Origin of the sequence: Pseudomonas paeninsulae (assembly GCF_035621475.1) — a bacterium.
Taxonomy (GTDB): domain Bacteria; phylum Pseudomonadota; class Gammaproteobacteria; order Pseudomonadales; family Pseudomonadaceae; genus Aquipseudomonas; species Aquipseudomonas paeninsulae.
Genome location: NZ_CP141799.1, coordinates 3,940,140 through 3,964,644 on the forward strand (window position 1 = coordinate 3,940,140; position 24,505 = coordinate 3,964,644).

23 protein-coding genes are annotated in these 24,505 nt (G+C 61.9%); 13 read left to right on the forward strand and 10 right to left on the reverse strand.

Features of this window, described 5'->3' with window-relative positions:
• The first annotated feature begins 28 nt into the window (after window positions 1-28).
• On the forward strand, window positions 29-475 hold the full coding sequence (locus VCJ09_RS18110; RefSeq protein ID WP_324731489.1) for a thiol-disulfide oxidoreductase DCC family protein: 447 nt from the start codon (window positions 29-31) through the stop codon (window positions 473-475).
• 55 nt (window positions 476-530) lie between these two features.
• Here the strand turns inward: VCJ09_RS18110 and VCJ09_RS18115 are convergent, their stop codons facing one another.
• A complete protein-coding gene (locus VCJ09_RS18115; RefSeq protein WP_324731490.1) occupies window positions 531-710 on the reverse strand; it encodes a hypothetical protein in 180 nt (59 codons plus the stop codon).
• Window positions 711-990: 280 nt separating this feature from the next.
• On the opposite strand from VCJ09_RS18115, the gene folM reads away from it, so the two are divergent.
• The 5 genes from folM (at window position 991) to VCJ09_RS18140 (ending at window position 3,459) form a co-directional block, all read left to right on the forward strand.
• The gene (folM, locus tag VCJ09_RS18120) at window positions 991-1,701 is read left to right on the forward strand and encodes a dihydromonapterin reductase (RefSeq protein ID WP_324731491.1); all 711 of its coding nucleotides are present in this window, start codon (window positions 991-993) and stop codon (window positions 1,699-1,701) included.
• 23 nt (window positions 1,702-1,724) lie between these two features.
• Window positions 1,725-2,285, forward strand: coding sequence for a GTP cyclohydrolase I FolE (folE, locus tag VCJ09_RS18125; protein WP_324731493.1), 561 nt, complete (start codon window positions 1,725-1,727; stop codon window positions 2,283-2,285).
• 2 nt (window positions 2,286-2,287) lie between these two features.
• A complete protein-coding gene (gene folX / locus VCJ09_RS18130) occupies window positions 2,288-2,659 on the forward strand; it encodes a dihydroneopterin triphosphate 2'-epimerase (protein ID WP_079202904.1) in 372 nt (123 codons plus the stop codon).
• Window positions 2,660-2,815: 156 nt separating this feature from the next.
• On the forward strand, window positions 2,816-3,121 hold the full coding sequence (locus VCJ09_RS18135; protein ID WP_324731494.1) for a DUF1244 domain-containing protein: 306 nt from the start codon (window positions 2,816-2,818) through the stop codon (window positions 3,119-3,121).
• The gene (locus VCJ09_RS18140; protein ID WP_324731495.1) at window positions 3,118-3,459 is read left to right on the forward strand and encodes a HopJ type III effector protein; all 342 of its coding nucleotides are present in this window, start codon (window positions 3,118-3,120) and stop codon (window positions 3,457-3,459) included. Before VCJ09_RS18135 ends, VCJ09_RS18140 begins: the two co-directional genes overlap by 4 nt.
• Window positions 3,460-3,617: 158 nt before the next feature.
• On the opposite strand, the gene trxB is transcribed toward VCJ09_RS18140, so the two are convergent.
• Complete coding sequence (trxB, locus tag VCJ09_RS18145; protein ID WP_324731496.1) at window positions 3,618-4,565, reverse strand: thioredoxin-disulfide reductase; 948 nt, start codon at window positions 4,563-4,565, stop codon at window positions 3,618-3,620.
• 265 nt (window positions 4,566-4,830) lie between these two features.
• On the opposite strand from trxB, the gene cysZ reads away from it, so the two are divergent.
• Window positions 4,831-5,583, forward strand: a complete 753-nt coding sequence (gene cysZ, locus VCJ09_RS18150) for a sulfate transporter CysZ (RefSeq protein ID WP_324731497.1) — start codon at window positions 4,831-4,833, stop codon at window positions 5,581-5,583.
• Between the two features lie 7 nt (window positions 5,584-5,590).
• Here the strand turns inward: cysZ and VCJ09_RS18155 are convergent, their stop codons facing one another.
• Window positions 5,591-6,709, reverse strand: a complete 1,119-nt coding sequence (locus VCJ09_RS18155) for a sterol desaturase/SRPBCC family protein (protein WP_324731498.1) — start codon at window positions 6,707-6,709, stop codon at window positions 5,591-5,593.
• Window positions 6,710-6,792: 83 nt separating this feature from the next.
• Between VCJ09_RS18155 and bsrA the strand changes: the two genes are divergently transcribed.
• Together bsrA and VCJ09_RS18165 are read left to right on the forward strand one after the other, a co-directional pair.
• A complete protein-coding gene (gene bsrA / locus VCJ09_RS18160) occupies window positions 6,793-7,695 on the forward strand; it encodes a LysR family transcriptional regulator BsrA (RefSeq protein ID WP_324731499.1) in 903 nt (300 codons plus the stop codon).
• Window positions 7,696-7,855: 160 nt separating this feature from the next.
• Entirely contained in the window at window positions 7,856-9,061 is a 1,206-nt protein-coding gene (locus VCJ09_RS18165; protein WP_324734686.1) for a glycosyltransferase family 4 protein, read from the forward strand.
• Window positions 9,062-9,491: 430 nt separating this feature from the next.
• On the opposite strand, the gene VCJ09_RS18170 is transcribed toward VCJ09_RS18165, so the two are convergent.
• The 4 genes from VCJ09_RS18170 to VCJ09_RS18185 form a co-directional block, all read right to left on the reverse strand.
• Window positions 9,492-10,601 (reverse strand): NADH:flavin oxidoreductase, encoded by a 1,110-nt coding sequence (locus VCJ09_RS18170; protein ID WP_324731500.1) that lies wholly within the window; start codon window positions 10,599-10,601, stop codon window positions 9,492-9,494.
• Window positions 10,602-10,814: 213 nt separating this feature from the next.
• Window positions 10,815-11,408 (reverse strand): TetR/AcrR family transcriptional regulator, encoded by a 594-nt coding sequence (locus tag VCJ09_RS18175; protein ID WP_324731501.1) that lies wholly within the window; start codon window positions 11,406-11,408, stop codon window positions 10,815-10,817.
• A gap of 181 nt (window positions 11,409-11,589) precedes the next feature.
• Window positions 11,590-12,072 (reverse strand): glutathione peroxidase, encoded by a 483-nt coding sequence (locus VCJ09_RS18180; RefSeq protein WP_324731502.1) that lies wholly within the window; start codon window positions 12,070-12,072, stop codon window positions 11,590-11,592.
• 152 nt (window positions 12,073-12,224) lie between these two features.
• Window positions 12,225-12,710: an FKBP-type peptidyl-prolyl cis-trans isomerase gene (locus VCJ09_RS18185; RefSeq protein ID WP_079202919.1), complete on the reverse strand. Its 486-nt coding sequence runs from the start codon at window positions 12,708-12,710 to the stop codon at window positions 12,225-12,227.
• Between VCJ09_RS18185 and VCJ09_RS18190 the strand changes: the two genes are divergently transcribed.
• The 4 genes from VCJ09_RS18190 (at window position 12,709) to VCJ09_RS18205 (ending at window position 17,626) form a co-directional block, all read left to right on the forward strand.
• Window positions 12,709-13,038, forward strand: coding sequence for a DUF3565 domain-containing protein (locus tag VCJ09_RS18190; protein WP_324731503.1), 330 nt, complete (start codon window positions 12,709-12,711; stop codon window positions 13,036-13,038). The genes VCJ09_RS18185 and VCJ09_RS18190 overlap by 2 nt on opposite strands.
• Complete coding sequence (locus VCJ09_RS18195) at window positions 13,039-14,226, forward strand: acetate kinase (RefSeq protein ID WP_324731504.1); 1,188 nt, start codon at window positions 13,039-13,041, stop codon at window positions 14,224-14,226.
• A 149-nt stretch (window positions 14,227-14,375) separates the two neighbouring features.
• Window positions 14,376-16,469: a phosphate acetyltransferase gene (pta, locus tag VCJ09_RS18200; RefSeq protein WP_324731505.1), complete on the forward strand. Its 2,094-nt coding sequence runs from the start codon at window positions 14,376-14,378 to the stop codon at window positions 16,467-16,469.
• 248 nt (window positions 16,470-16,717) lie between these two features.
• Window positions 16,718-17,626: an acyltransferase gene (locus tag VCJ09_RS18205; RefSeq protein ID WP_324731506.1), complete on the forward strand. Its 909-nt coding sequence runs from the start codon at window positions 16,718-16,720 to the stop codon at window positions 17,624-17,626.
• A 21-nt stretch (window positions 17,627-17,647) separates the two neighbouring features.
• On the opposite strand, the gene VCJ09_RS18210 is transcribed toward VCJ09_RS18205, so the two are convergent.
• The 3 genes from VCJ09_RS18210 to VCJ09_RS18220 all read right to left on the reverse strand — a co-directional run bounded on the left by VCJ09_RS18210 (window position 17,648) and on the right by VCJ09_RS18220 (window position 24,458).
• The gene (locus VCJ09_RS18210) at window positions 17,648-19,801 is read right to left on the reverse strand and encodes an EAL domain-containing response regulator (protein ID WP_324731507.1); all 2,154 of its coding nucleotides are present in this window, start codon (window positions 19,799-19,801) and stop codon (window positions 17,648-17,650) included.
• A 49-nt stretch (window positions 19,802-19,850) separates the two neighbouring features.
• Window positions 19,851-23,621: a CHASE domain-containing protein gene (locus VCJ09_RS18215; RefSeq protein ID WP_324731508.1), complete on the reverse strand. Its 3,771-nt coding sequence runs from the start codon at window positions 23,619-23,621 to the stop codon at window positions 19,851-19,853.
• Window positions 23,622-23,801: 180 nt separating this feature from the next.
• On the reverse strand, window positions 23,802-24,458 hold the full coding sequence (locus VCJ09_RS18220; RefSeq protein ID WP_324731509.1) for an OmpA family protein: 657 nt from the start codon (window positions 24,456-24,458) through the stop codon (window positions 23,802-23,804).
• Window positions 24,459-24,505 lie beyond the last annotated feature (47 nt).

Genomic DNA, 24,505 nt, shown 5'->3' on the forward strand with positions numbered 1-24,505 from the left:
TTACGAGCCCTACACGGATAACTTGACCATGCCTCATGCTCCGCGCTGGCCACTGACCCTTTACTACGATGGCGACTGCCCGCTGTGCGCCCAGGAGATCCAGTTACTGAGCCGGCATGCCAACGAGCAACGCTTGCTGTTGATCGATATCAGCAGCGCAGGCTTCCAAGCAGACAGCGTCGGCATTGACAGCACTACCCTGACAAACAGGCTGCACGCCCGCTTCGCCGATGGCCAGTGGGTTACCGGCCTCGACGCCACGCTCTGGAGCTGGCGCGCGACGGGACTTGGCCGCTGGGCGACACCCCTGACCTGGCGGTCGCTGCGCCCCGTTTTTGAGCTGGGTTACTGGCTATTCTGCGTGTTGCGCCCGCAATTGGCCTGGCTACCGCATCCGCAGGCAGGCAACCGCTGTCAGCGTGGGCAATGCAACGCCGATCAGCGCCCGGACCTCACGCCCGGCGCACGCCTATAACTGAATGAGCAAGCCGATATCGGGCACCTGCCGACCAGGACGGCCGCTGATCTCGTCATGACTGCGCAACCCGCCGCACACCACAGCAGCGCAGGCAACCAAGGCCAGAGGTGGACACCGGCAATGAAGCCTGTACGCGGCCACCCGCCGCAATCACCTGCACGGCATAACCACTGTAACGCACGGCAAATACCTCGACCCGCTCGGCCTGCCGCCACAGCTGCGCAATACGCAATTGTCACAGGCTCAAAATCACCCCGAAAACCTGTACATATAAACTTATCCTGTACAGGACAAAATCAAGTTTTACGACGCTTAAACTTTTGCACCTGCGCGACACAGCCCAGCAGAACAGGTATAAAGCGATCAAGCCGACAGTAACCATACAGCCCGCATGGTTGTACAAAACTTGCAGCTGGTATAACTTTGTCACTGGTTCAGTCGCGAAGCGCCTTACTGGTCAGGTATCCCGCCGTCACGTCGCTGAACCCACTATCCCATCAGCTGAGTCCATCATGAGCGCTAGCGCATCACCCGTCCTGATCACTGGCGCCAGTCAACGAGTCGGTCTGTATTGTGCCGAGCGCCTGCTCGATGACGGTCATCAGCTGATCGCCACCTACCGCAGTGAGCGCGAGGGCATCAAGCATCTGCGCGCGCGCGGAGCGCTGGCCATCCAGGCGGACTTTTCCAGCGAAGCGGGGATTCTCGCCTTTATCGCCGAGTTGAAAAGCCACACCGACAGCCTGCGGGCCATCGTCCACAACGCCTCCGACTGGCTGGTCGAAACGCCCGGCGCAGAGGCGACAATATTCCATCAGCTGTTCAACGTGCACATGCTGGCGCCCTATCTGATCAACCTGCATTGCGCGGAATTGCTGCAGCGCTCGGTCCCGGCCGACATCATCCATATCAGTGACGATGTGGCCCGCAAAGGCAGCGCCAAGCGCCCGGCCTACTGCGCCAGCAAGGCCGGCCTGGACAGCCTCACGCTCTCGTTCGCCGCCAAACTCGCCCCCCAGATCAAGGTCAACGGCATCGCCCCGGCACTGATCATGTTCAACCCCGAGGATGACGCGGCCTACCGGGCAAAAACCCTGGAGAAATCGGTACTGGGCATCGAACCCGGTCCCCAGGTGATCTACCAAAGTTTGCGCTACCTGCTGGACAACCCCTACGTCACTGGCACCACCCTTACCGTAAACGGCGGCCGCCATCTCAAGTGAGGCGCGCCTCGAGGATTGCACCCATGAACCAAGAACTGCCTGATCACTATCGCCAAATCCTCCTCGGCGTAGGTGAAGACCCTGAGCGCGAAGGTCTGCTGGACACCCCGAAACGCGCGGCCAAGGCCATGCAATATCTGTGTAACGGCTACCAGAAAAGCCTGGAAGAGGTGGTCAACGGCGCGCTGTTCGCCTCCGACAATGACGAAATGGTGATCGTCAAGGACGTCGAGCTCTATTCCCTGTGCGAGCACCATCTGCTGCCGTTTATCGGCAAGGCACATGTTGCCTACATCCCCACCGGCAAGGTGCTGGGGCTGTCGAAAGTCGCGCGGATCGTCGACATGTACGCGCGGCGCCTGCAAATCCAGGAAAACCTGACCCGGCAGATCGCCGACGCCGTGCAACAGGTCACCAACGCCGCCGGCGTCGCCGTGGTGATCGAAGCCAAGCACATGTGCATGATGATGCGTGGCGTCGAGAAGCAGAACTCGGTCATGAGCACCTCGGTGATGCTCGGCGCCTTCCGCGAGTCATACAATACCCGCCACGAGTTCCTGCAACTGATTGGACGGAGCAACTAGCTATGCCACGACTGGAGCCTGGAATGGCGCGAATTCGGGTCAAGGATCTGCGTCTGCGAACCTTCATCGGAATCAAGGAAGAGGAAATCAACAACAAGCAGGATGTGCTGATCAACCTGACCATCCTCTACCCGGCAAACGAGGCGGTACGCGACAACGATATCGATCACGCTCTGAACTACCGCACCATCACCAAGGCGATCATCCAGCACGTCGAAGACAATCGCTTCGCCCTGCTCGAACGCCTGACCCAGGAAATTCTCGACCTGGTGATGCAGCAGACGGCCGTGCGCTACGCTGAAGTGGAAGTGGACAAACCCCACGCCCTGCGCTTTGCCGAGTCGGTATCGATCACCCTAGCCGGCCACCGCTGAACGGCGGATTACCCTGCAAAGGCTCGACCAACCAGCCGCCCAGGCATTGCCGCAGGGCGGCGGGGCTTTTATCATCCCCGACTCGTTAGTCAGCCAGTCTGTCGGCGTCGCCGCCCGCGCCCGACAGAAGCCCTGCCCGCCTCTGAGAACATCACCATGACCGATCAAGAACGCCTGGAACTCGAAGCAGCCGCCTTCCGCAGCCTGCTGCAACACCTGCGCAGCCGCCCCGATGTGCAGAACATCGACATGATGAACCTCACCGGTTTCTGCCGTAATTGCCTGTCCAAATGGTACAAGGCCGCGGCTGATGACATCGGCGTTGCGCTCAACCCGGACCAGGCGCGCGAAGAAATCTACGGCATGCCATACAGCGAGTGGAAAAACAAATACCAGCAGGAGGCCAGCGCCGAACAGCAGGCTGCATTCAGAAAGGCCAGCGATAAAGGCAACAATGCATGAGCGCCCTGCACGATTTCCGCGCCCACCTGCATGGCGACGAGTTCGCCTTTGCCGAGACCCTGGCATTTATCGCTGAGCACTATGATTACCAGCCGAGCGCCTTCCGCAATGGCGCGATGGAAAACCCAGCCGGACAGAATGAAGGCTCCTGCAAGACCCTCGGCATGGCCCTGCTCGAAGGCTTCAGCCTGGAAGATGCCCTGCGCTGCTTCGGCGAACACTACCGCAGCGTGCTCGCCACCCCGGATGGCAACGACCACGGCAACATCCGCGCACTGATGACTACCGGCCTCGCCGGCGTGCGCTTCGACCAGCCGCCACTCAAGCGCAAGGCCTGAGCAGAGCCCCCCCGCAGCACAACGACTCGTTGTAAGCGGCGCGCCCCGCGGCCATGCGGGGGATCGCCGGGCCGCCACAAAAACCAAAAGCATCGCGCCGGGGCGACCCGCCTACAGCTAGTGCAGCGCCCGCGTCGGGCTATGGGCGACCGCGACGCTTACTGACCGTCGAGGAAACGTTCCACATCCAGGGCCGCCATGCAGCCGGCGCCGGCCGAGGTAATCGCCTGGCGGTAGACATGGTCGGCGACGTCGCCGGCGGCGAATACGCCCGGCACGCTGGTGGCGGTGGCATTGCCGTCGCGACCGCCGCTGACCACCAGATATCCATCCTTCAGCGCCAACTGGCTATCGAACAGCGAGGTGTTGGGCGTGTGGCCGATGGCGACGAACAAACCATCGACCTTCAACTCCGTGCTGCTGCCGTCGTTGTTCTTCAGGCGCACGCCGGTGACGCCCATGTTGTCGCCCAGCACTTCGTCGACCTCGGCGTTGAGCTTGAGCACGATCTTGCCCTCGGCGATCCGCGCCTGCAGTTTGTCCTGCAGGATCTTCTCGGCGCGGAAGGTTTCGCGACGATGCACCAGGGTTACCTTGCTGGCGATATTGGCCAGGTACAGCGCCTCCTCCACCGCGGTATTGCCGCCGCCGACCACCGCGACGTCACGGTTGCGATAGAAGAAACCATCGCAAGTGGCGCACGCCGAAACGCCCTTGCCCATGAACGTTTCCTCGCTCGGCAGGCCGAGGTAGCGGGCGCTGGCGCCGGTGGCGATGATCAGTGCATCGCAACTGTAGGTGGCACTGTCGCCGACCAGGGTGAACGGTTTGCCAGCCAGGTCCACCGCGTTGATGTGGTCGAAGACAATCTCGGTCTCGAAACGCTCGGCGTGCTCCTGCATGCGTTGCATCAACGCCGGGCCGGTCAGGCCATGCACGTCGCCCGGCCAGTTGTCGACCTCGGTGGTGGTGGTCAACTGGCCACCAGCCTGCATGCCGGTGATCAGCAACGGCTTGAGGTTGGCCCGCGCGGCATAGACGGCGGCGCTGTAACCGGCAGGACCGGAACCCAGGATGATCACTCGAGCATGACGTGTTGCAGACATAGAAGACTCCTGCCGGACACTGAGCCGGGCGAATGAAAAAAGGGGGGCTCCAGACACTTGAATAGTGCTCTAAAGCACAGGCCCCAAAATCAACCAATCGTTGAACTGATGCGCAGGCTACGCAGGTGCTGGCAATCGAGGAAATACCCTTTGCCAATTCCATGCATAGTGAATCCCTATGGCGCCTCGCGCCGACAGCGGCGGGCTTTCCCCTACCGGACAAAGCCGGTAAGGTCGGCGCGACTTTCACCTCGCGGAGAACCCCATGCCTGCTCCTGTACTATCCGGCCCGCAATACCTCAGAGATGGCCTGAAACTGGTGCTGAGCCCGGGTTTGCGGCTGTTCGTGTTGCTGCCGTTGGCGATCAACCTGATCCTCTTCGTTGCCTTGGTCGGTTTTGCCGTGCAGCAGTTCAGCGGTTGGGTCGATGCCTTTATGCCAAGCCTGCCAAGTTGGCTGAGCTTCCTCGAGTACATCCTCTGGCCACTGTTCGTGGTGCTGGTGCTGCTGATGGTGTTCTTCACCTTCACCATGCTGGCCAATATCATCGCCGCACCGTTCAACGGCTTTCTCGCCGAGAAGGTCGAAGTGGTGGTGCGCGGCGAAGACACCCTGCCGCCCTTCAGTTGGGCCGAACTGCTGGCCATGGTGCCGCGCACCCTGGGCCGTGAGATGCGCAAATTGGGGTACTTCCTGCCGCGCGCCATCGGCCTGCTGATCCTCACCTTCATCCCGGTGGTCAACCTGGTCGCCGCGCCGCTGTGGCTGCTGTTCGGCGTGTGGATGATGGCCATCCAATACATCGACTACCCGGCGGATAACAACAAGATGAGCTGGCCGGACATGCTCGCCTGGCTGCGCGAGAAGCGCTGGCAGAGCCTGGGGTTCGGTGGCATCACCTACGCGATGCTGCTGATTCCCGGAGTCAATATCCTGATGATGCCGGCGGCGGTGGCCGGCGCCACCCTGTTCTGGGTGCGCGAAGGTGGCGAACGGGCACTGACGCCCGCCCGCTGAACGCTCATCAACTTGCGGGCAAGCGGCGCTCGACCACTTCGCGCAGCGCCTGCAGGGAGCGCTCAGACTCCTGCTCGATGCGCCGGCGTAGCAGCAGGCGATTGACCAACTGCATCCCGAGGCCACGAAAGCCGTAATCCAGAGTCCGCACGAAGCGGGTGCCACCGTGCTCCGCTTGGCACTCGTAGGTCACCAGCAGTTCCAAACCCTGATCGCCCCAGGCCCTGGCCTGCCAGCGCCGGCCGGCCTGATGATCGAGCACTTCCCAGCGCAGGTGACCGAAGCGGCGGCCTGCATGGATGTCCTCCTCGAAACCGTCACCGGTCACCAGCACGCCGTCACGCCCCTCGATACGCAGGGACGACGGATGCCATTCGGGCCAGTGCGTCGGCGTGGCGGCATAAGCCAGCACCGCATTGGCCGGCCGTTCGATGTACACCGCATGCTGCATGCGCACCTGCTCGCAGACGGGTAGCGGCTGCCAATGCAAGGTCCCGTACAGCCAGTCCATCAGCGGATGGACGATGCCGAAGTTGTGGCTATGCATCAGGTCGCGGCGGTGATGCAGCGCATGCAGCCGGCGCATCTGGGAAATCCCAGGCAGGTGCGAGAGCGGATGTTCGGCAGGCAGGTGTTCGCACGCGTGCATCACCTCATAAGCCAGGTAGCCGGACAGCATGCTGCCAACGACCAGCGCGGCCAGGTTGCCGTCGATTCGCGCCAGCAACCACCAGGCGCCGAACAGCGGCAGGCTGTAGAGCACGATCAGCCAGGCGGGAAACAGGATTACCCGCCAGTCGCGCGGCGTCTCGTAGCGCATCTGGCCCTCGACGAAAAAGCTGTGGTGGTCGCCGGTATGGCGCTTGTAGAAGAGCTTGCCGAAGCGAGTCTTGTGATGCCCCAGGTGCTTGTGCACCATATATTCGCCCCAACTGAAGAACACCAGGGTCAGCGGCACCAGCAGCCATTGCCAGACGGCCACCTGATCCAGGGAGCGCCACAGGAATGACAGGCAGGCGGCGCCGTAGACGAGGACGAAGACGGCATGCAGCCAGGGGTTGTACCGCGGATGAATATCGCTCCGGTAGCGAATGCGGAACGCCTGGGCATTGTTGTTGTGGCTCATGGCAGTAACTCCGGTGGTGGTTGACAGGAGTCTATGCGGCGCCTGATTATTTTTATAATGGATATTATAAAAGAGCATTATCCGTGGTTACGAATTTACGCCAGATCGACCTCAACCTGCTGCTGGTGTTCGACGCCCTGATGCAGGAGCAGAATCTGACCCGCGCCGCACAGCGCCTGCACCTGAGCCAGTCAACGGTGAGCAACGCCCTGTCGCGCCTACGCCAGCAGCTCGGCGAGGAGCTGTTCCAGCGCACCGCACGAGGCATGACGCCTACCGCCCGCGCCCAGGTGCTGTACGTGCCGGTGCGCCAGGCCCTGCGCCTGCTGCAAAGTGGCTTGGGGCCCCAGGAGCGTTTCGACCCGCAGAGCGAGCACAGCTTCAGCCTGTCGCTGAACGACTATGCCCAGGCTGCCCTGCTGCCGCTGCTGCTCGAGCGCCTGGCCAAGTTGGCGCCGCGCGTGGAAATTCATGTACAGCCTGATGATGCGGACACGCTGATCCAGCGCCTGGAAAGCGGCACGCTGGACATGGCCATCGACTACCTGCACTTCGATGCCCCCGATCTGAACTACAGCCCCCTACAGGAAGAACAGCTGGTGGTGATCGGCCGCGTCGGTCACCCCGCCTTCGCCGGCGGACTGAGTCGGGATGACTACCAGAGCGCCCGACACGTGTCGGTGCTACCACGTGCCGGGCGCGGCTCGCCCCTGGAAATCGTGCTCGGCTCAGCCAGGGTGCGTCGCCAGACGGCGCTGCATCTGCCCAACTACCTGCCTATCCCGGCGATCATTGGCCGAACAGACCTGCTCGGCACCGTGCCGAAACGGCTGGCCGAGGCATTCGCGCCCGTATACGCCTTGCAGATGGCGCCCCTGCCCTTCGACATGCCGCCCGTCCAGATCAGTCTGATCTGGCACCGGCAACAGGAACTCGACCCGGCACAGCGCTGGCTGCGGCAACAATTGAGTGACCTGCTCAGCTAGCAGCTGAGCCGTGGAAATCTTGCACACCGGCGGCGCACAAAGGTGTGCCTTGCCCAGCACCAGCGCAAGGCAATGATCCTACGGATTACGTCGTAAGCGCCTACTTGATCGCGGCGAAAACGCCGTCACAAAACAGCAATCAGATTGTCACATGCACTACATGGCAACAGCCGAGACTGCTGCCATGAACACACCACCGCTCTCTATCGCACTGATCACGGAAACCTTCACCCCGGAAATCAACGGCGTAGCCAATATTCTCGACCGCCTGGTCGATGGCTTGCGCGCACGCGGCCATCGCCTGCAACTGGTGCGCCCACGGCAGAGCAGCGATGACGGCCGCAACAGCGACGACCAGTTACTGCTGACCCGCGGCTGGTCGCTGCCCGGCTACCCCGGCTTGCAGTGGGGCCAGTCGTCACTGCACAAGCTACTGCGACGCTGGAAAAGGCAGCGCCCGGATGTGCTGTACATCGCCACCGAAGGCCCGCTCGGACTGTCCGCCCTGCGCGCCGCACGGCGCCTGCAGATTCCGGTGGTCAGCGGTTTTCACAGCAACTTCCAGCAGTACACCGGGCATTACGGCATCGCCCTGCTGACCCGCGCCCTGACCAACTACCTGCGCTGGTTCCACAACCGCTCGCAGATGACCCTGGTACCCAGCACCAGCCAGCTGATCGAGCTGCAACGCCGCGGTTTCGAGCGCCTGGAGTTGCTCGCCCGCGGCGTCGATGGTCAGCTGTTCCACCCCGCCAAACGTTGCAATAGCCTGCGCATGAGCTGGGGTCTGGCCGAGAGCGATATCGCCATCCTGCATGTCGGCCGCCTGGCAGCAGAGAAGAACCTGGCGCTCTTGGTTAAAAGCTTTCGCGCCCTGCAACAGGCCCACCCGCAGCAACGCCTGAAACTGATTCTGGTCGGCGACGGACCGCAGCGCGCCAGTCTGCAACAGCAGCTGCCAGAGGCGGTGTTCTGCGGCCTGCAGCGCGGCGAAGCACTAGCTGCGCACTACGCCTCGGGCGACCTTTTGGTATTTCCCAGCCTCTCGGAAACCTTCGGCAACGTGGTGCTCGAAGCCCTCGCCTCGGGCCTTGCCGTGGTCGCATTCGACCAGGCTGCGGCGGCGCAACATATCCGCCACGGCCATAACGGGGCCCTGGCCGTGGCGGGAGATGAGCAGGGCTTTATCGAAGCCGCCAGCTGGCTGCTGGAAGAACCGGAAAGCCTGCGCCGGGTGCGCCTGAATGCCCGGCAACACGCCTCGCGACAAGGCTGGGAGAGCAGAGTCGAGCTATTCGAGCAGTACCTGCGCGCCGCCCTGCGGCTGACCGTCGAATTGCCCGCCGAGTGTTACGAGAGGGAATAAGGCCACCGGCACACCCCAGCCCTCACGCCCATCTCTTTCCCCGCAGCCTCATCAAACTAAAAGCCCCAGTGTTGCCACGCTCTGCGTGGCAACACTGCTCTGGACGCTCTACGTCCGTCGTCCTGAGACGCGGGGCGTCTCTGGCGGCATGCTCACGCGGAGCGTAGGTACGATCAAGCAGAGCGCACCCGCACCGTAGGAGCGGCTGGGCGGCGTTACGCTTCAGGCGCGAAGCTTTGGCTGCGCCGCGAGCAGTTCGCGGTTGAATGACTGAGCGTCCCCCGCCTACGACAAGGGTGCCCGATCAGGCCACCAGGTGGCGGCTAGCTTGCGCCGCTACCCCTGACTTTCTGCAAGGCGAAAAAAAGCCCCGATATGCCGGGGCTGAGAGAGCGTTGCGCCGTTGTGCGGCGCACACCTAAAGCATGAATCAGGCCAGCGTGGTCAGGGCGGCGCGGCTGAAAGGCAGGATGTCCTGCTCGCGGCCTTCGCGCACCTTGAGTGCCCAATCCGGGTCGACCAGCAGGGCGCGGCCCACGGCAACCAGGTCGAACTCCTGGTTGTTCAGGCGCTCCAGCAGGTTTTCCAGGCTGGCCGGCTCGGCGATCTTGTCGGTGTTGACCATGAACTGCAGGAACTCGCCGTCCAGGCCGACGCTGCCGACGGTGATGGTCGGCTTGCCGGTGAGCTTGCGCGTCCAGCCGGCCAGGTTCAGCTGCGAACCATCGAACTCCGGCTCCCAGAAACGCCGGGTCGAACAATGGAAGATATCCACACCAGCATCGCTGAGTGGCTTGAGAAAGGCTTCCAGAGCCTCCGGAGTTTCCACCAGACGCGCGCTGTAATCCTGCTGCTTCCACTGCGAGAAGCGAAAGATGATTGGGAAGTCCGGACCGACTGCCGCACGTACAGCCTGGACCAGCTCGATGGCAAAGCGCGAGCGCTGCGCCAGGTCGCCGCCGTATTCGTCGGTACGCTGGTTACTGCCTTCCCAGAAGAACTGATCGACCAGGTAACCGTGGGCGCCGTGGATTTCCACGCCGTCCATGCCGATGCGCTGGGCATCCTTGGCGGCCTGGGCGAAGGCGGCGATAACTTCCTGGATATCGTCCTGGGTCATGCCGTGCACCACGACATTGCCGTCCTTGACTTTCTCACTCGGGCCATAACCCGGCACGGCAGCGTCCGGCTCGGTGCCGAGCTTGCGCACACTCCCCACGTGCCACAACTGCGGCACGATCTTGCCACCTTCGGCATGCACCGCTTCGACTACTTTCTGCCAGCCAGCCAAGGCGTCGTCGCCGTAGAAACGCGGCACATTGGGGTAACCGTTGGCGGCCTTGTGGCCGACGGTGGTGCCCTCGGTGACGATCAGGCCCACACCACCGGCGGCGCGGCGACGGTAGTACTCGATTACCTTGCTGTCAGGTACGCCGCCCGGCGAAAAGGAACGGGTCATGGGCGCCATCACCACACGGGTCGGCAGCTCCAGCGCGCCCAGGCTGAAGGGTTGAAACAAGGCTTTTACCGGATCGTTCATCGTCGTTCCTCTGCCGGCCAAACGACCGGTCGTCTCATCAAGAACCTGCTCAAAGCCTGCTGCGCGTCGGCCATGCTGCGTTGAAACCGAGCTCGGAATGCTCATTTACAGTCGTAAACTCGCGTGCGAGTCCAATCCGCTTCCTCGCCCGATTTCGCCCTGCCTGGCTCTAGCTCGCGGGCCTTTGAATAGGTTCTACGGTTTTTTAAAAAATCAGGCCCGCAACAACAATTGCAAGCGCTGCATGAAGTCTTCGAGGGCACAGGTATTGTTCGCTACCTTCAGGCGCGTCAGGGCGCCCTGCCAGGCGCTGGTGATAAAGCTCGCCAGGCTGCGGCAATCCTCATTGGCGGCCAGCTCGCCCGCGCCCTGCGCCTGCTGCAGGCAGGCCTGCAACATGTCCGCAGAACGCTGCAAAATGGCGTCGACCTCGGCCCCAAGGGCTGGCGACAGTTCGGCCATCTCGAAACTCAGGCTGCCGATAAAGCAGTGGTATTCGAGCTTTTCCTGCTGGGCAAAGTGCTCCACCAACTCACTGTAGTAACCGACGATGCGCGCGCGCGGGCTCAACGCCGAATTCGCCAACGCCTGGCTATAACGCTGCAAACGCGGGCCATACACCTGCTGCAAGGCCTGCAGGGCGAACTCTTCCTTGCTGGCGAAGTAGTGGTAGAAAGAGCCCTTGGGCACGCCGGCGGCCTGCACGATTTCTTGCACGCCAGCGCCGTGATAACCGCGACGGGTCATCACCTCGGCGCCTTTGGCGAGGATCAGGTCACGCTTGTCGAGTCGTTGGTTTGCGTTCATGCCGGCAAGGATATGACCGGTCGTCTCGCCCCGCCCAGCACTATTGATTGGCGTGATAAGTGCTTACAACGGAGGAAGAAGGGACAGTCTGTAGCCGGATAAGCCACTGGACGCGGCGCAATCCGGGAAAGCGCTCCCGAATTGCGCTAGCGCTTATCCAAGCGAGGGAGCGTGAGGCTTTTCAGCTCAGGGCTTTTTCGATGGCCTGGATCAAGGCGGGGTCATCCGGCACTGTGCGTGGCGAGAAGCGCGCCAGCACCCGGCCGTCCTGACCAACCAGGAACTTCTCGAAATTCCAGCTGATGTCACCGGGGAACTCCGCGCCCTCACCCGCCAGCAGTCGGTACAGCGGATGACGATCATGACCATTGACTTCAATTTTGCTGCCCAGAGGGAAGGTCACCCCATAGTTCAGGCTGCAAAACTCGCGAATGGCCTCTTCACTATCGGGCTCTTGTTCGGCGAACTGGTTGCACGGCAGGCCGAGCACGGTAAAACCTTGCGCGTGGTATTGCCGGTGGAGTTTTTCCAGCCCGGCGTACTGCGGAGTCAGGCCGCACTTGGAGGCGACGTTGACCACCAGCACAAGCTGCCCCTTGAATGGCGCCAGCGGCAGTTCCTGGCCATCCAACGCACGCAGCTTGAGGTCGTGAAAAGCACTCATGACTAGCTCCTTGGGAACGCTTCAAATTACCGGCAAAGGACAAAAAAGGCGCCTCTATAGAAGGCGCCTTTCTTTTTAACTCAGCTTAGCAGTCGGTGGCGCAGTTGCTACGACCATAAGTCGTATTGCGCGCTCGACATTGCGGCCGTGGATCAATGCTGATGACCACCTTCGCCATGCACGTGACCATGCGCAACTTCTTCTTCACTGGCGTCACGCACTTCGATCACTTTGACCTTGAAGTTCAGGCGCTGACCGGCCAGCGGGTGGTTGCCGTCGACGATCACGTCGTCGCCGTCCAAGTCGCGGACGGTGACGATCTGCATGCTGCCGTCCGGGCCGGATGCATGGAACTGCATGCCGACTTCCAGTTCGTCGACGCCTTCGAACATGGTGCGATTGAGGGTCGCGACCAGCTCGGCGCTGTACTCGCCATAGGCATCTTCCGGCTCGACGGAGACATCCAGTTCGTCACCGGCCTGCTTGCCGAGCAGGGCTTTTTCCAGACCGGCGATGATGTTGCCGGCGCCTTGCAGGTAAACCAGCGGCGCGCCGCCAGCGGAGCTATCGATCACCTCACCGGCATCGTTGGTCAGGGTATAGTCGATAGAGACAGCCTTATTGGGGGCGATCAGCATGGGGCGAGACCTTTTGCATAGAAATAAAGAACGGACAAGTTTAACCAAGGGTGCGCGCGAAAGCGAACCCAGCCCTGACGGACGGATGGACGCGGCCTTGGTGCGACTGATTGACTTTGGTCAGGACGCCGATGGTCATTGGCTGGCAATCTTGTCGTGTGGCCATACTCAGCACCTACGCCATCAGCCGCCCTGGCAAAATCGCGCTTGGGTGCTCGACGCCAAACAACGTATTACCCGCCTGGGCCAGCCGTTTGCCTGCGGCTGGTGCACGGCAGCTGTCAAACCCGACGCCGCCAACCCGAGCGATACAGACAAGGAGCGGTAAATGCCGGCACGCAATATCCTGGTAATCAACTGCGGCAGCTCGTCGATCAAGTTCGCCCTGGTCAATGAAGCCCACTCGCAATTTACCCTCAACGGCTTGGCCGAACGCCTCGGCAGCCATGACGCGGTGCTGCACTGGCAGCGCGGCGGCGAGAAGGACAGCCTGCCGATCCCCTACGGCCTTCACCGCGCCGCGTTGGCCCAGTTACTGCCGCTGGCGCAGGACGCCGCGGGCGGCAAGCTGCACGGTATCGGGCATCGGGTGGTGCATGGCGGCGAACGTTTCACCCGCGCCAGCCGTCTGGACGAATCCGTCCTGCAGGCCATCCGCGCCACCGCGCCGCTGGCGCCGCTGCACAACCCGGCCAATCTGCTGGGCATTGAGGCGGCGACCAGTCTGTTCCCCGGCCTGCCTCAGGTCGCGGTATTCGACACCGCCTTCCACCAGACCCTGCCCGAATATGCGTTTCGTTATGCCCTGCCGGACAACCTCTACCATGAGCACGGCGTGCGCCGTTATGGCTTCCACGGCACCAGCCACCGTTACGTCAGCCATCGCGCGGCCGAATTGGCCGGATTGATGGCCGGCGATAGCAGCTGGCTGGTGGCCCACCTGGGCAACGGCTGCTCGACCTGCGCCATCGTCAACGGTCAGAGCCGTGACACCAGCATGGGCTTGACCCCGTTGGAAGGCCTGGTGATGGGTACGCGCAGCGGCGATGTCGACCCCAACCTGCACAGCCACCTGGCTCGCACCCTGGGCTGGAGCCTGGAGCGCATCGACCAGTTGCTGAACAAGGAAAGCGGCCTGCTCGGCCTTTCCGGGCTGTCTAACGACATGCGCAGCCTTGAGCAGGCCCGCGAACAGGGCCATGCTGGCGCCACCCTGGCCATCGAGGTGTTCTGCTACCGCCTGGCCAAATCGCTCGCTGCCATGAGCTGCGCCCTGCCGCAGCTGGACGGGCTGATCTTCACCGGCGGCATCGGCGAGAACTCGCCATTGATCCGCAGCAAGACCGTGGCCCACCTCAAACTGTTCAACCTGGCCCTGGACAAGGAGGCCAACGCCCGCACCATCCGCGGCGCTGCGGGCTCGATCCAGGCCTATGGCCACCCGCGTGTGCTGGTGGTGCCGACCAACGAAGAACGGCAGATTGCCCTGGACACCCTGGCCCTGCTCGATAACTGAATGCTTATGCCCGGGCAGGTAGGATTGATGAGCGCAGCGACGAAGCCCAACCTGCGCCCTCCCCAGCCCCGCCCCGGCCACGACCAACAGCGCCTGCTGCTCAGCGCCCACCTATCTGTAAGCGCTCGCCCAACACGATTGGAGACTTCATGCACACCTTCTTTATCTCGCCCACCGGCTTTGGCGTCGGCCTCACCTCGATCAGCCTCGGCCTGGTTGGTGGCCTGGAGCGCGCCGGTCTCAAGGTTGGCTTCTTCAAGCCGATCGCCCAGCCCCACCAGGGCGATGCCGGCCCGGAGCGTTCCAGCGAACTGATCGCCCGCACCCACGGTCTGCACTCGCCCAAGCCGCTGGCCCTGGCGCATGTCGAGCGCATGCTCGGCGACGGTCAACTGGATGAACTGCTCGAAGAAATCATCAGCCTGTATCACCAGGCCGCCGCCGGCAAAGATGTGATCATCGTCGAAGGCATGGTGCCGACCCGCCAGGCCAGCTACGCGGCGCGGGTCAACTTTCACTTGGCCAAGAGCCTGGATGCCGAGGTGGTTCTGGTCTCGGCACCGGAGCAGGAGAGCTTGAGTGAACTGTGCGACCGGGTAGAAATTCAGGCGCAACTGTTCGGTGGCCCGCGAGACCCGAAAGTGCTCGGAGTCATCATCAACAAGGTGCGCAGCGAAGATGGCATCGAAGCCTTCTGCGAGCGCTTGAAGGAACACTCGCCGTTGCTCAAGAGCGACGACTTCCGCCTGCTCGGCTGCATTCCCTGGCACGACGAGCTGAACGCCCCGCGCACCCGCGACATCGCCGACCTGCTCGGCGCCCGCGTGCTCAACGCCGGCGACTATGAACAACGACGCATGCTCAGGATCATGCTCTGCGCCCGCGCCGTGGCCAACACCGTGCAACTGCTCAAGCCCGGCACCCTGGTGGTGACCCCTGGCGATCGCGACGACATCATCCTCGCCGCCAGCCTGGCGGCAATGAACGGTATGCCGCTGGCCGGCTTGCTGCTGTGCAGCGACTTCGCGCCCGACCCGCGGATCATGGAACTGTGCCGTGGCGCCCTGCAAAGCGGCCTGCCGGTGATGACGGTACGCACCGGTTCCTACGACACCGCCACCGACCTCAACCGCTTGAACAAGGAAATCCCGGTGGACGACAAGGAGCGCGCCCAGAAGGTCGCCGACTTCGTCGCCAGCCATGTCGACCACGACTGGCTGCGCACCCGCTGCGGCACCCCACGGGAGCTGCGCCTGTCGCCATCGGCGTTCCGCTATCAACTGGTGCAGCGCGCCAAGGCCGCGGACAAGCGCATCGTCCTGCCGGAGGGCAGCGAGCCGCGCACGATCAAGGCGGCCGCCATCTGTCAGGCGCGCGGCATCGCCCGCTGCGTACTGCTGGCCAAGCCGGAAGACGTGCACGCCGTGGCCCAGGCCCAAGGCATCGAGCTGCCGCCGGGACTGGAAATCCTCGACCCGGACCTGATCCGCGAGCGTTATGTCGAGTCCATGATCGAACTGCGCAAGGGCAAGGGCCTCAATGCGCCCATGGCCTTGGCGCAACTGGAGGACAACGTGGTGCTCGGCACCATGATGCTGGCGCTGGACGAGGTCGACGGCCTGGTCTCGGGCGCCATCCACACCACAGCCAACACCATTCGCCCGGCCTTGCAGCTGATCAAGACCGCGCCGGGCTACAACCTGGTGTCTTCGGTGTTCTTCATGCTGCTGCCGGATCAGGTGCTGGTCTACGGCGATTGCGCGGTCAACCCGGACCCGAGTGCGGCGCAGCTGGCGGAGATCGCCGTGCAAAGCGCCGCTTCGGCCGTAGCCTTCGGCATCGAACCGCGGGTGGCCATGCTCAGCTACTCCACCGGCGACTCGGGCACCGGCGAGGAAGTCGAGAAAGTCCGCGAGGCCACGCGTCTGGCCAGACTGCTAAACCCGGACCTGCTGCTCGACGGCCCCCTGCAGTACGACGCCGCCGCGATCGACAGCGTTGGCCGGCAGAAGGCACCCAACAGCCCAGTGGCCGGTCGTGCTACGGTCTTCGTGTTCCCCGACCTGAATACCGGCAACACCACCTACAAGGCGGTGCAGCGCAGCGCCAACTGCATCAGCGTCGGCCCCATGCTGCAAGGGCTGCGCAAGCCGGTCAACGACCTGTCGCGCGGCGCGCTGGTCGACGACATCGTCTACACCATCGCTCTGACGGCGATTCAGGCGGCGAATTTGGCCAATTAACACGCCGATTAGTCATCGTAACAGGCGAGATCAGCATCCCCAAAAACGCCAGACCCGGCATGGCCATTGGTGTTGTGCCAAGGGCCCATGCGCTGCAAAGCACCGTTCGATGCGGCGGTAGCGGGCCTTGCAGTTCAGCTGGCAATCGTTAACATCGGCCTCCAAACAAGCCCGCGCCGATCAAAAAAGCGGGTATCCCCCCGATTCGAGGCGATCCTATCGCCTCTTTGCCGAAGGCGCCCGCCCCCATGCTGTCCTTTCTGCCTAGCCGCGTACGCGGCACCCTTGCGGCCCTGTTGCTCTTCGTAAATACCCTGATCTGGTGCTGGTTTCTGTTTATCGCCGCACTGGTCAAGCTGTGCTTACCGTTCAAGCCGGTGCGCAAAACCTGTAATCGGGTGCTCAACTGGGTGGCGGAAGCCTGGATTTCCTGCAACAGCGGCTGGATGTGGCTGACCCAAAAAACCCAGTGGGACCTGCAGGGCCGCGAGCAACTGAAGTATGACGGCTGGTACCTGGTCACCAGCAATCACCAGAGCTGGGTCGATATCCTCGCACTGCAACACACGCTGAACCGGCGCATGCCGTTTTTCAAATTCTTCCTCAAGCAGGAGTTGATCTGGGTACCGGTGATTGGTCTGTGCTGGTGGGCGCTGGATTTCCCTTTCATGAAGCGCTACTCAAAAACCTATCTGGCCAAACATCCGGAGAAGAAAGGCCAGGACACCCTGACCACGCGCAAGGCCTGCGAAAAATTCCGTGACGTACCGGTGGCCGTGTTCAACTTCCTCGAAGGCACCCGATTTACCCAGGCCAAGCATGATCAGCAAAACTCACCTTTCCGTTACCTGCTCAAGCCTAAAGCTGGCGGAATCGCCTACGTCCTGGACGCCATGGGCAGCCAGCTCAAGTCCATAGTGAACATCACCATCCACTACCCTGCCGGCAACCCGGGTTTTTGGGCCTTTCTCTGCGGTGAAGTGCCCAAGGTGGTGATTCGTTACCAGCGCCAGGACATTCCCCAGGAGTTCCTCGGCAAGGATTACCTCTCCGACGAGGCCTACCGCCTGGCGTTCCAGCAATGGATCAATCAGCTGTGGCAGGAGAAAGACGCCACTCTGGCAGATTTGCATCGGCAGTACGCCACGCCCCAGTAGCTCAACCGTACAAGGGCACGCTTATGCAGCGGGCGGTTGACTGAATGGTAACGGCAGCGCTGACCAGTCCAGTTGCTCGGGGAATTGCTGCGCTTGCGCGGCAGACAACCCTGGCGCAACCAGGAACCCCTGCATGATGGCGCACTGGTGAGCCACCAGCCAGTCGCGCTGGGCCATGGTTTCCACCCCCTCGGCGATGACTTCCAGGCCCAGATGCCGGCCCAGATCGATGATGGTGCTGACCACGGCCGCATCGCGCGGAGAGTCGAGCATATTGGCGATAAACAGCCGGTCGATCTTCAGGGTGTCCAGCTCGAAGTGGCGCAGGTAGGCCAAGGATGAATAGCCGGTACCGAAGTCGTCGATGGCGACCTTCACGCCCAGCGTGCGCAACTGCTGCAGCTGCTTCTGGGTGGCCGCCACATCCTGCATCAACGCGCTTTCGGTGACCTCGACCTCCAGCTGCGTCGGTTCCAAGTGATGTTCTTGCAACACCCGACGCAAGTCATCGACCAACTGGGGCATGCCGAACTGAACGGGGCTGACATTCAGGCTGAGCACCAATTCATGGGCAAAACACTGGCTCATGCTGCTGCGCTGCTGGGCCCCCTGGCGAAAAATCCAGCCGCCCAGACGGTTGATCAGACGGGTTTCCTCCAGCAACGGAATAAACACGCTGGGGCCCACGGTACCGGCGACCGGATGCTCCCAGCGCAGCAATCCCTCGAAGCCGCGCAAGCGTCCGCTGTCGAGATACACCTGCGGTTGATAGACCAAGCGAAAATCATCGTGCTCGATCGCCGTGCGCAAACCCTCCTCGAGCATCAACCGGGAACGCGCCCGCCCATTCATTTCCGGCAGGAAAAACCGGTACTGTTGGCGCCCCGCACGCTTGGCCTCGTACATCGCCATGTCCGCAGCCTGCAATAATTCGTCCACGGTCTGCCCGCACTCGGGGAAGCAGGCAATCCCCACGCTGGCACCGAGGGTGAACTCAACCCCATTCAGGTTATGTCGCACCGAAACCTGCTCGATCAACTTCTCGGCTATCCGTGCTGCATCTTCGGGGTGGCCCAGACCATCAATTAACACGGTAAATTCATCACCGCCCATGCGCGCCAGCGTGTCGTAGGGCCGCAGGCTGACTTTCAATTGCTCGCCGACCAGCCGCAGCACCTGGTCGCCCGCGTCATGACCGAGCGAGTCGTTGATGCGCTTGAAACCGTCCAGATCGAGATAGAGCACCGCCATACCACGACCACTGCGTTTGCTGCGTGAGAGTGCTGACTCCATGGCCAGGTAAAAGCCACGTCGGTTGATCAACCCGGTCAAGGCATCGGTGATCGCCAATGACTCCAGCTGATTATGCAGATTGCGCACGACCGACATGTCCAGGGCAATGATCACCATGGCCTTCTGCAGTCGAGGTAAAGGAGAGCAGGACAGGGCCACCGGCACGCCTTCACCAGTGTGCAGGCGGAGGCTCGCGTCGTGCAGGCGGTAGGTTTCCTGGCGCCGCCAGGCCTGATAGAACGCCGACTCGCCCCAGGCGCAATCGACCTCGGGGGTCAGCAGCCAGGACAGCATCGCAGTGCCTTCCAGATCACTCACCGAGCAGTGCAGCATCTGCGCCATTGCAGGGTTGGCAAAACTGATCAGGCCCGTTTCGCCGACCACCACGATACCCTCTGCGGCATTATCCAGCACCGAGGCATTGAAGGCCCGCGCACTATCCAATTGCTGGGTCAGCTGCAAGAGATCGCTGCGATTGCGCTCAAGGCCGAGCAGGGAGTGAATCTTCTGACGCAGCACCTGCGGCTCGAAGGGTTTCAGCATGAAATCCACCGCACCAGTAGCGTAGCCCTGGAGCACGGCATCCTGGGTTTGCGAGATGGCCGAGACAAAGATAATCGGCGTGAAGCGTGTCCGCGGGTTGCCACGCATCAACCGCGCTACTTCGAAGCCATCCATATACGGCATCTGCACATCCAGGAGCACCAATCCGACATGCTCCTCCAGCATGCATTGCAAGGCGGCCTCACCGGAGCTGACGCAACGTAACTGCCAATCGCCCTCCTCCAGCAGCGCCTCCATTGCCACGAGGTTTTCCGGACGATCATCCACCACCAGAAGGACCTGAGTTCTTCGTGCGGCTTTAATCTGCGCCTGAGCCATGTACCACTCCTTGGGGTGAACAACCTGTGCCTGCATGAGCCCCAGCCGATCAGGGCCGATCATCAAGCAATGCAGCAGCGGCGGACGCTCTAAACGGCACTTCGCTGCTACTTAGCCAGTGCAGCAGTGTGCCGAGCAGCTCATCGCGGCTGATCGGCTTGGCCAGATAATCATCGGCGCCGGCGGCGATGCATTTGTCCCGATCGCCCTTCATCGCATGGGCAGTCAGGGCGATGATCGGGATGCTGCAGTGATGCTCCTGCTTGAGCAGGCGAGTTGCGGTGTAACCGTCCATATTAGGCATGGCCATATCCATCAGGATCAGGTCGAAAGGCTCTTGCGGGTAACGCTCGATGGCCTCCAGTCCATCCTTGGCCGAGCTGCTCTTGATCCCAACCTCATCGAGCAACGCAGTCATGGCGTAGACATTGCGTACATCGTCATCCACCAGCAACACTCTCCGCCCCGCCAGCGGCTGGCTGAGCGACTGTACAAGCGGGCCCTGGACGGGATCGCGCACACTGCCAAGGAAGCCCTGCACGGCCAGTCCCAGCTCCCGCATATCCTCACCGTGCTTGCGCACCACCACTGCGGAATAACGCCTGAGCCGCTGCAGCGCCTGTTGCGCAACGTCCACACCGGTATTGATCACCACCCGAGTACCATTCAGCGGGCGCTGACGGTCCAGGCTATCCAACAGCTCGAAACCATCCTGATCGGGCAGGTCGAGATCGATCACCAGGGCCGCGAATTGTCCTGCAGCATAGGCAGCGCAGGCTTCCTCGCCGGTGCTGCAGGTGATCACGGCAAACCCCAGCTGTTGCAGGTGCTCACGGTAATGCTCGCGCTCAACCTCGACGTCCTCCACCAGCAGCAGCGTCTGGGCCAAGGGTCGGGCGCTGCCCTGCAGCTCGATGAAGACCTGCTCAAGGTCCTCGCGATCGATGGGTTTAACCAGGTAGTGGGTACCGTCATCATTCCAGCCGACCGGCTGCGGCACGCAGGAAATGATGTTCACCGGCGTACTGCGGTTGCTGGCCTGGCCGCGCAAACGGCGAAACAGCTGCCAGCCACTGATATCCGGGAGCAGGATATCCAGGATCACTGCGCTGAAAGGCTCCTCCTCCAGCAACTTGAGCGCTTGCAAGCCCGTACGGCAATGCACGCTGGTGAAACCATGGGCATGCGCCGCCTCGATGATCACCGTAGCGAAGTTGGGATCATCTTCGATGATGAGAACCGCCGGCCCCACGCCGCTTCGCTGCGCGGGTTCAGTAGCGCCAGCGCCCTCGACCGGCGCCTCCACGCGCACCGGCAGACGCAGGATGAAGCAGGAACCTTGCGCGGGCGCACTTTGCAGGCTCATCTCGCCGCCCATGGCCTGCACCAACTGCCGGGTGATCGCCAGCCCCAGCCCGGTACCGCCAAAACGGCGACTGGTGGAACCGTCGATTTGCTGAAACGCCTGAAAAATCTGCTCATGCTGTTCGGCTGCGATGCCGATACCGGTATCGCGTACGCTGAAGAGCAACTGCATGCTCGGCTCGTCACCACCGCCTGGCTCGCAGGTGACTGTCAGGTTCACTTCACCCTGCTCGGTAAACTTGAAGGCATTGGACAGCAAATTACGCAGAATCTGCTGCAACCGCGCACGGTCTGTGTGCACCACCCGTGGCACCTCGGCCCCCAGCGTGGAGTGCAGGCGCAAGCCCTTGAGCTCGGCCAGAGGCCGCATGCTGGCATCCAGCTCTACCAGTAGTTCCTGCAGATTCAGCGGCTCCAGCTTGAGGTCGATGTGTCCGGACTCGACTTTGGCCAAATCGAGGATGCTGTTGATCAACTGCAGCAGATCGCTGCCGGCGCGGTGGACAATGTCGGCGTGCTTGACCTGCTTCTCCGTGAGAGTGGCGCCGCGGTTCAGACGCAGTTGATCGCTGAGGATCAGGATGCTGTTGAGTGGGGTGCGCAATTCATGCGACATGTTGGCCAAAAATTCGGACTTGTAGCGGCTGGCCAGGGTCAACTGCTCGGCCTGGTCGCGTAGGCGTTGCTCCGCGGCCTTGCGCTCACTGATGTCAATAATCACCGCCTGCACCAGCGCTTCCTCGCCACTACGGATCGGCGAAAGTCTCACCTCAAGAGGAATCAAACGACCATCGCGGTGTTGGCCGAACAGCTCGCGGTTGCTGCCCATGCGCCGCCGCTCGGGGTCGTCCTGGTAGCCGCGGCGGACCCCCACATGCGCCTCGCGCTGTTCTTGCGGTACAAGTTTTTCCACCGGCTGACCAAGCAGCGCCTGACGCGTATAGCCGAACATCTGCTCGGTCTGCTGGTTGACCATGGCAATCTGCCCAGCACTGTCAATCAGGACAATCGAGTTGGGCGACGCCTCAACCACTAGACGAAAGCGTTCTTCGGCACTTTTACGTGCCCTCAAGTCGATCAAATTGAGTACGTAAGTGGCCCCCTTCGACTCTGCCAACACACTCAAACTCAGCGTCACGGGCACACTGATGCCACTGTCTCGACGCGCCTCATAATCATTGCCCAACAGCGGGCTATCGCCTTTAGCTGCCAGCTCGCCGAAGTCATCCAGCTTTGGCAGGAAGCGCCGCACTCGCTCACCCATCAGGGCTGCGGCTGGGCACTCAAGCAGCTCAGCGGCGCTGCGGTTAGCCATTTCGATGCGCCCTTCGGCATTGCAGAGCAGGGTCGCGACCGGCAGTTGCTCGATCAGCAGGCGGAAACGTTCTTCGCGCTCACCTAATTGTCGGGTCGCCAACCGGTTAGCATTCAACTCGCGCTCGCGCAGGTACAGGTAACCGCCGATCAATAGCGCCAACAAGCCGCTGGCAATCAGCCCCATCCACAAGCTGAAGGTCCGGCTTCGACTACCCATGGCCGCTTCGTAATCTGCGGTGCTGCCTACCTCCAGCACCCAAGTTCGCCCGAACAGTGGCAACTCAAGGGTCTGCCGCAGACGTGACGGCAACGCGGCGGCCGGCTGATTGGCACTCAGCAGATCGGTGTCCAGCGCGGACAAGTCCTTGATCGTGATATCGAATAGGCGACTCTGTGGTCCGAGAATCCCCGCCATCAGGTCGTGGCTACGAAACGCCCCGTAGACAAAGCCAAGTAATGCCGCGCGGCGTTCCTCCACGCTGCTCAACGGCATACCCGCCTGAAACACCGGCAGGTACAGCATCACCCCGCCCTGCACATCCGCCTCGGTTTCCTGCTTGAGGGTGAGCGGCGCTGTCAGGGCCGCGGCACCACTACTCAGAGCTTGTTCAATCGCTGCCCGGCGCACGGATTCGCTGAACATGTCATAGCCCAGGGCTCGACGATTGCGCCAGTCGTGCGGACTGATGTAATTGATCAGCACATACTCATCACGCGGATCGGGAGGAAACACCCGGTAGTCGCTACGCCCGGCTGACTGGACGCCAGCCAGGAAATCGTCGAGCTGCTCCTGCTTCAGGTAGCGCGCCCAACCCAGCGCCTGCATGCCGGGATAGCGATCCTGCAACTGCAGCTGATCGACTGCCCGCTCCCACTCCTGATACGAGACACTCTCACTGCCGAGCAGTAGACCGGACATGCCACGCAAGACCATTTCATAGCCACGCATGCGGGTAACCACCCGCTGCCCGATATCTTGCGCCTCGAGCTGAAATCGTTGCTGAACACCCTCCTGGTAACGGGCTTCTAAACTCTGCCACAACCAGACGCTCAGTGCGCCGAACCCCAACAATAACGCCAGGGTGACCCCGAGCGGCAGTCGGTATTTTTGGGAAATAGTACTAGATCTGTCATCCATGAGCGTTCCACGTTATATCCATAACGGGCAGCCACACCGCTGCCCCTCGCGGAGGCTTTCAAAGCCCTCGAGAGCATAGTAGTCAGAAATTGGAGAACCGGCCTTGTGCCAGCAGAGATTTACTAGGTGGCGTCCCCAACAAGCCACCAGCGCAACAGGCTTGTTGGGGACGAGAGTGGCTTACTGCGGGCGCAAATTGATCTCGACGCGGCGATTCTGCGCGCGGCCGGCATCGCTGGCGTTGCTGGCGATCGGCTGGTTCGGCCCGGCACCGTAGGACGAAATCCGCTGTGCTGGCACGCCGTTACTGGTCAGGTACGACGCGACGCTTTGCGCGCGGCGATTCGACAGATTCTGATTCAGTTCTAGCGAACCGGTGCTGTCGGTGTGGCCGACGATGTCGATGCCGTTCTTGTCGAACTCCTTGAAGACTGTGACCAGCGAATTGAGGGTCGCGTAGAAACTGCTGGAAACATCCGACGAGTTGCTGGCGAAGGTGATATTGCCCGGCATGATCAACTTCAGATCATCGCCATTGCGCTGCACCTGCACACCAGTGCCTTGCAGGGTCTGGCGCAACTTGGCTTCTTGCGTGTCGGCGTAATAACCATAGCCACCGCCTGCGGCGCCACCCACTGCCGCGCCAATCAGCGCGCCTTTGCCCCGGTCTTTCTTGCTCGAAGTGGCGGCACCAATTACCGCGCCGGTTACAGCACCTATACCGCCGTAGATCCCGGCTTTACCGGCTTCACGTTCGCCGGTGTAAGGATTGGTGGTACAGCCAGCCAGAAGGGTAATGCCCGCTGCTGCAAATGCCAGATTGCGCCATTTAGTCATGGTTATTCCTTTGTTATTGCGTGTTGTGACAGATCTTGATCGGAGTT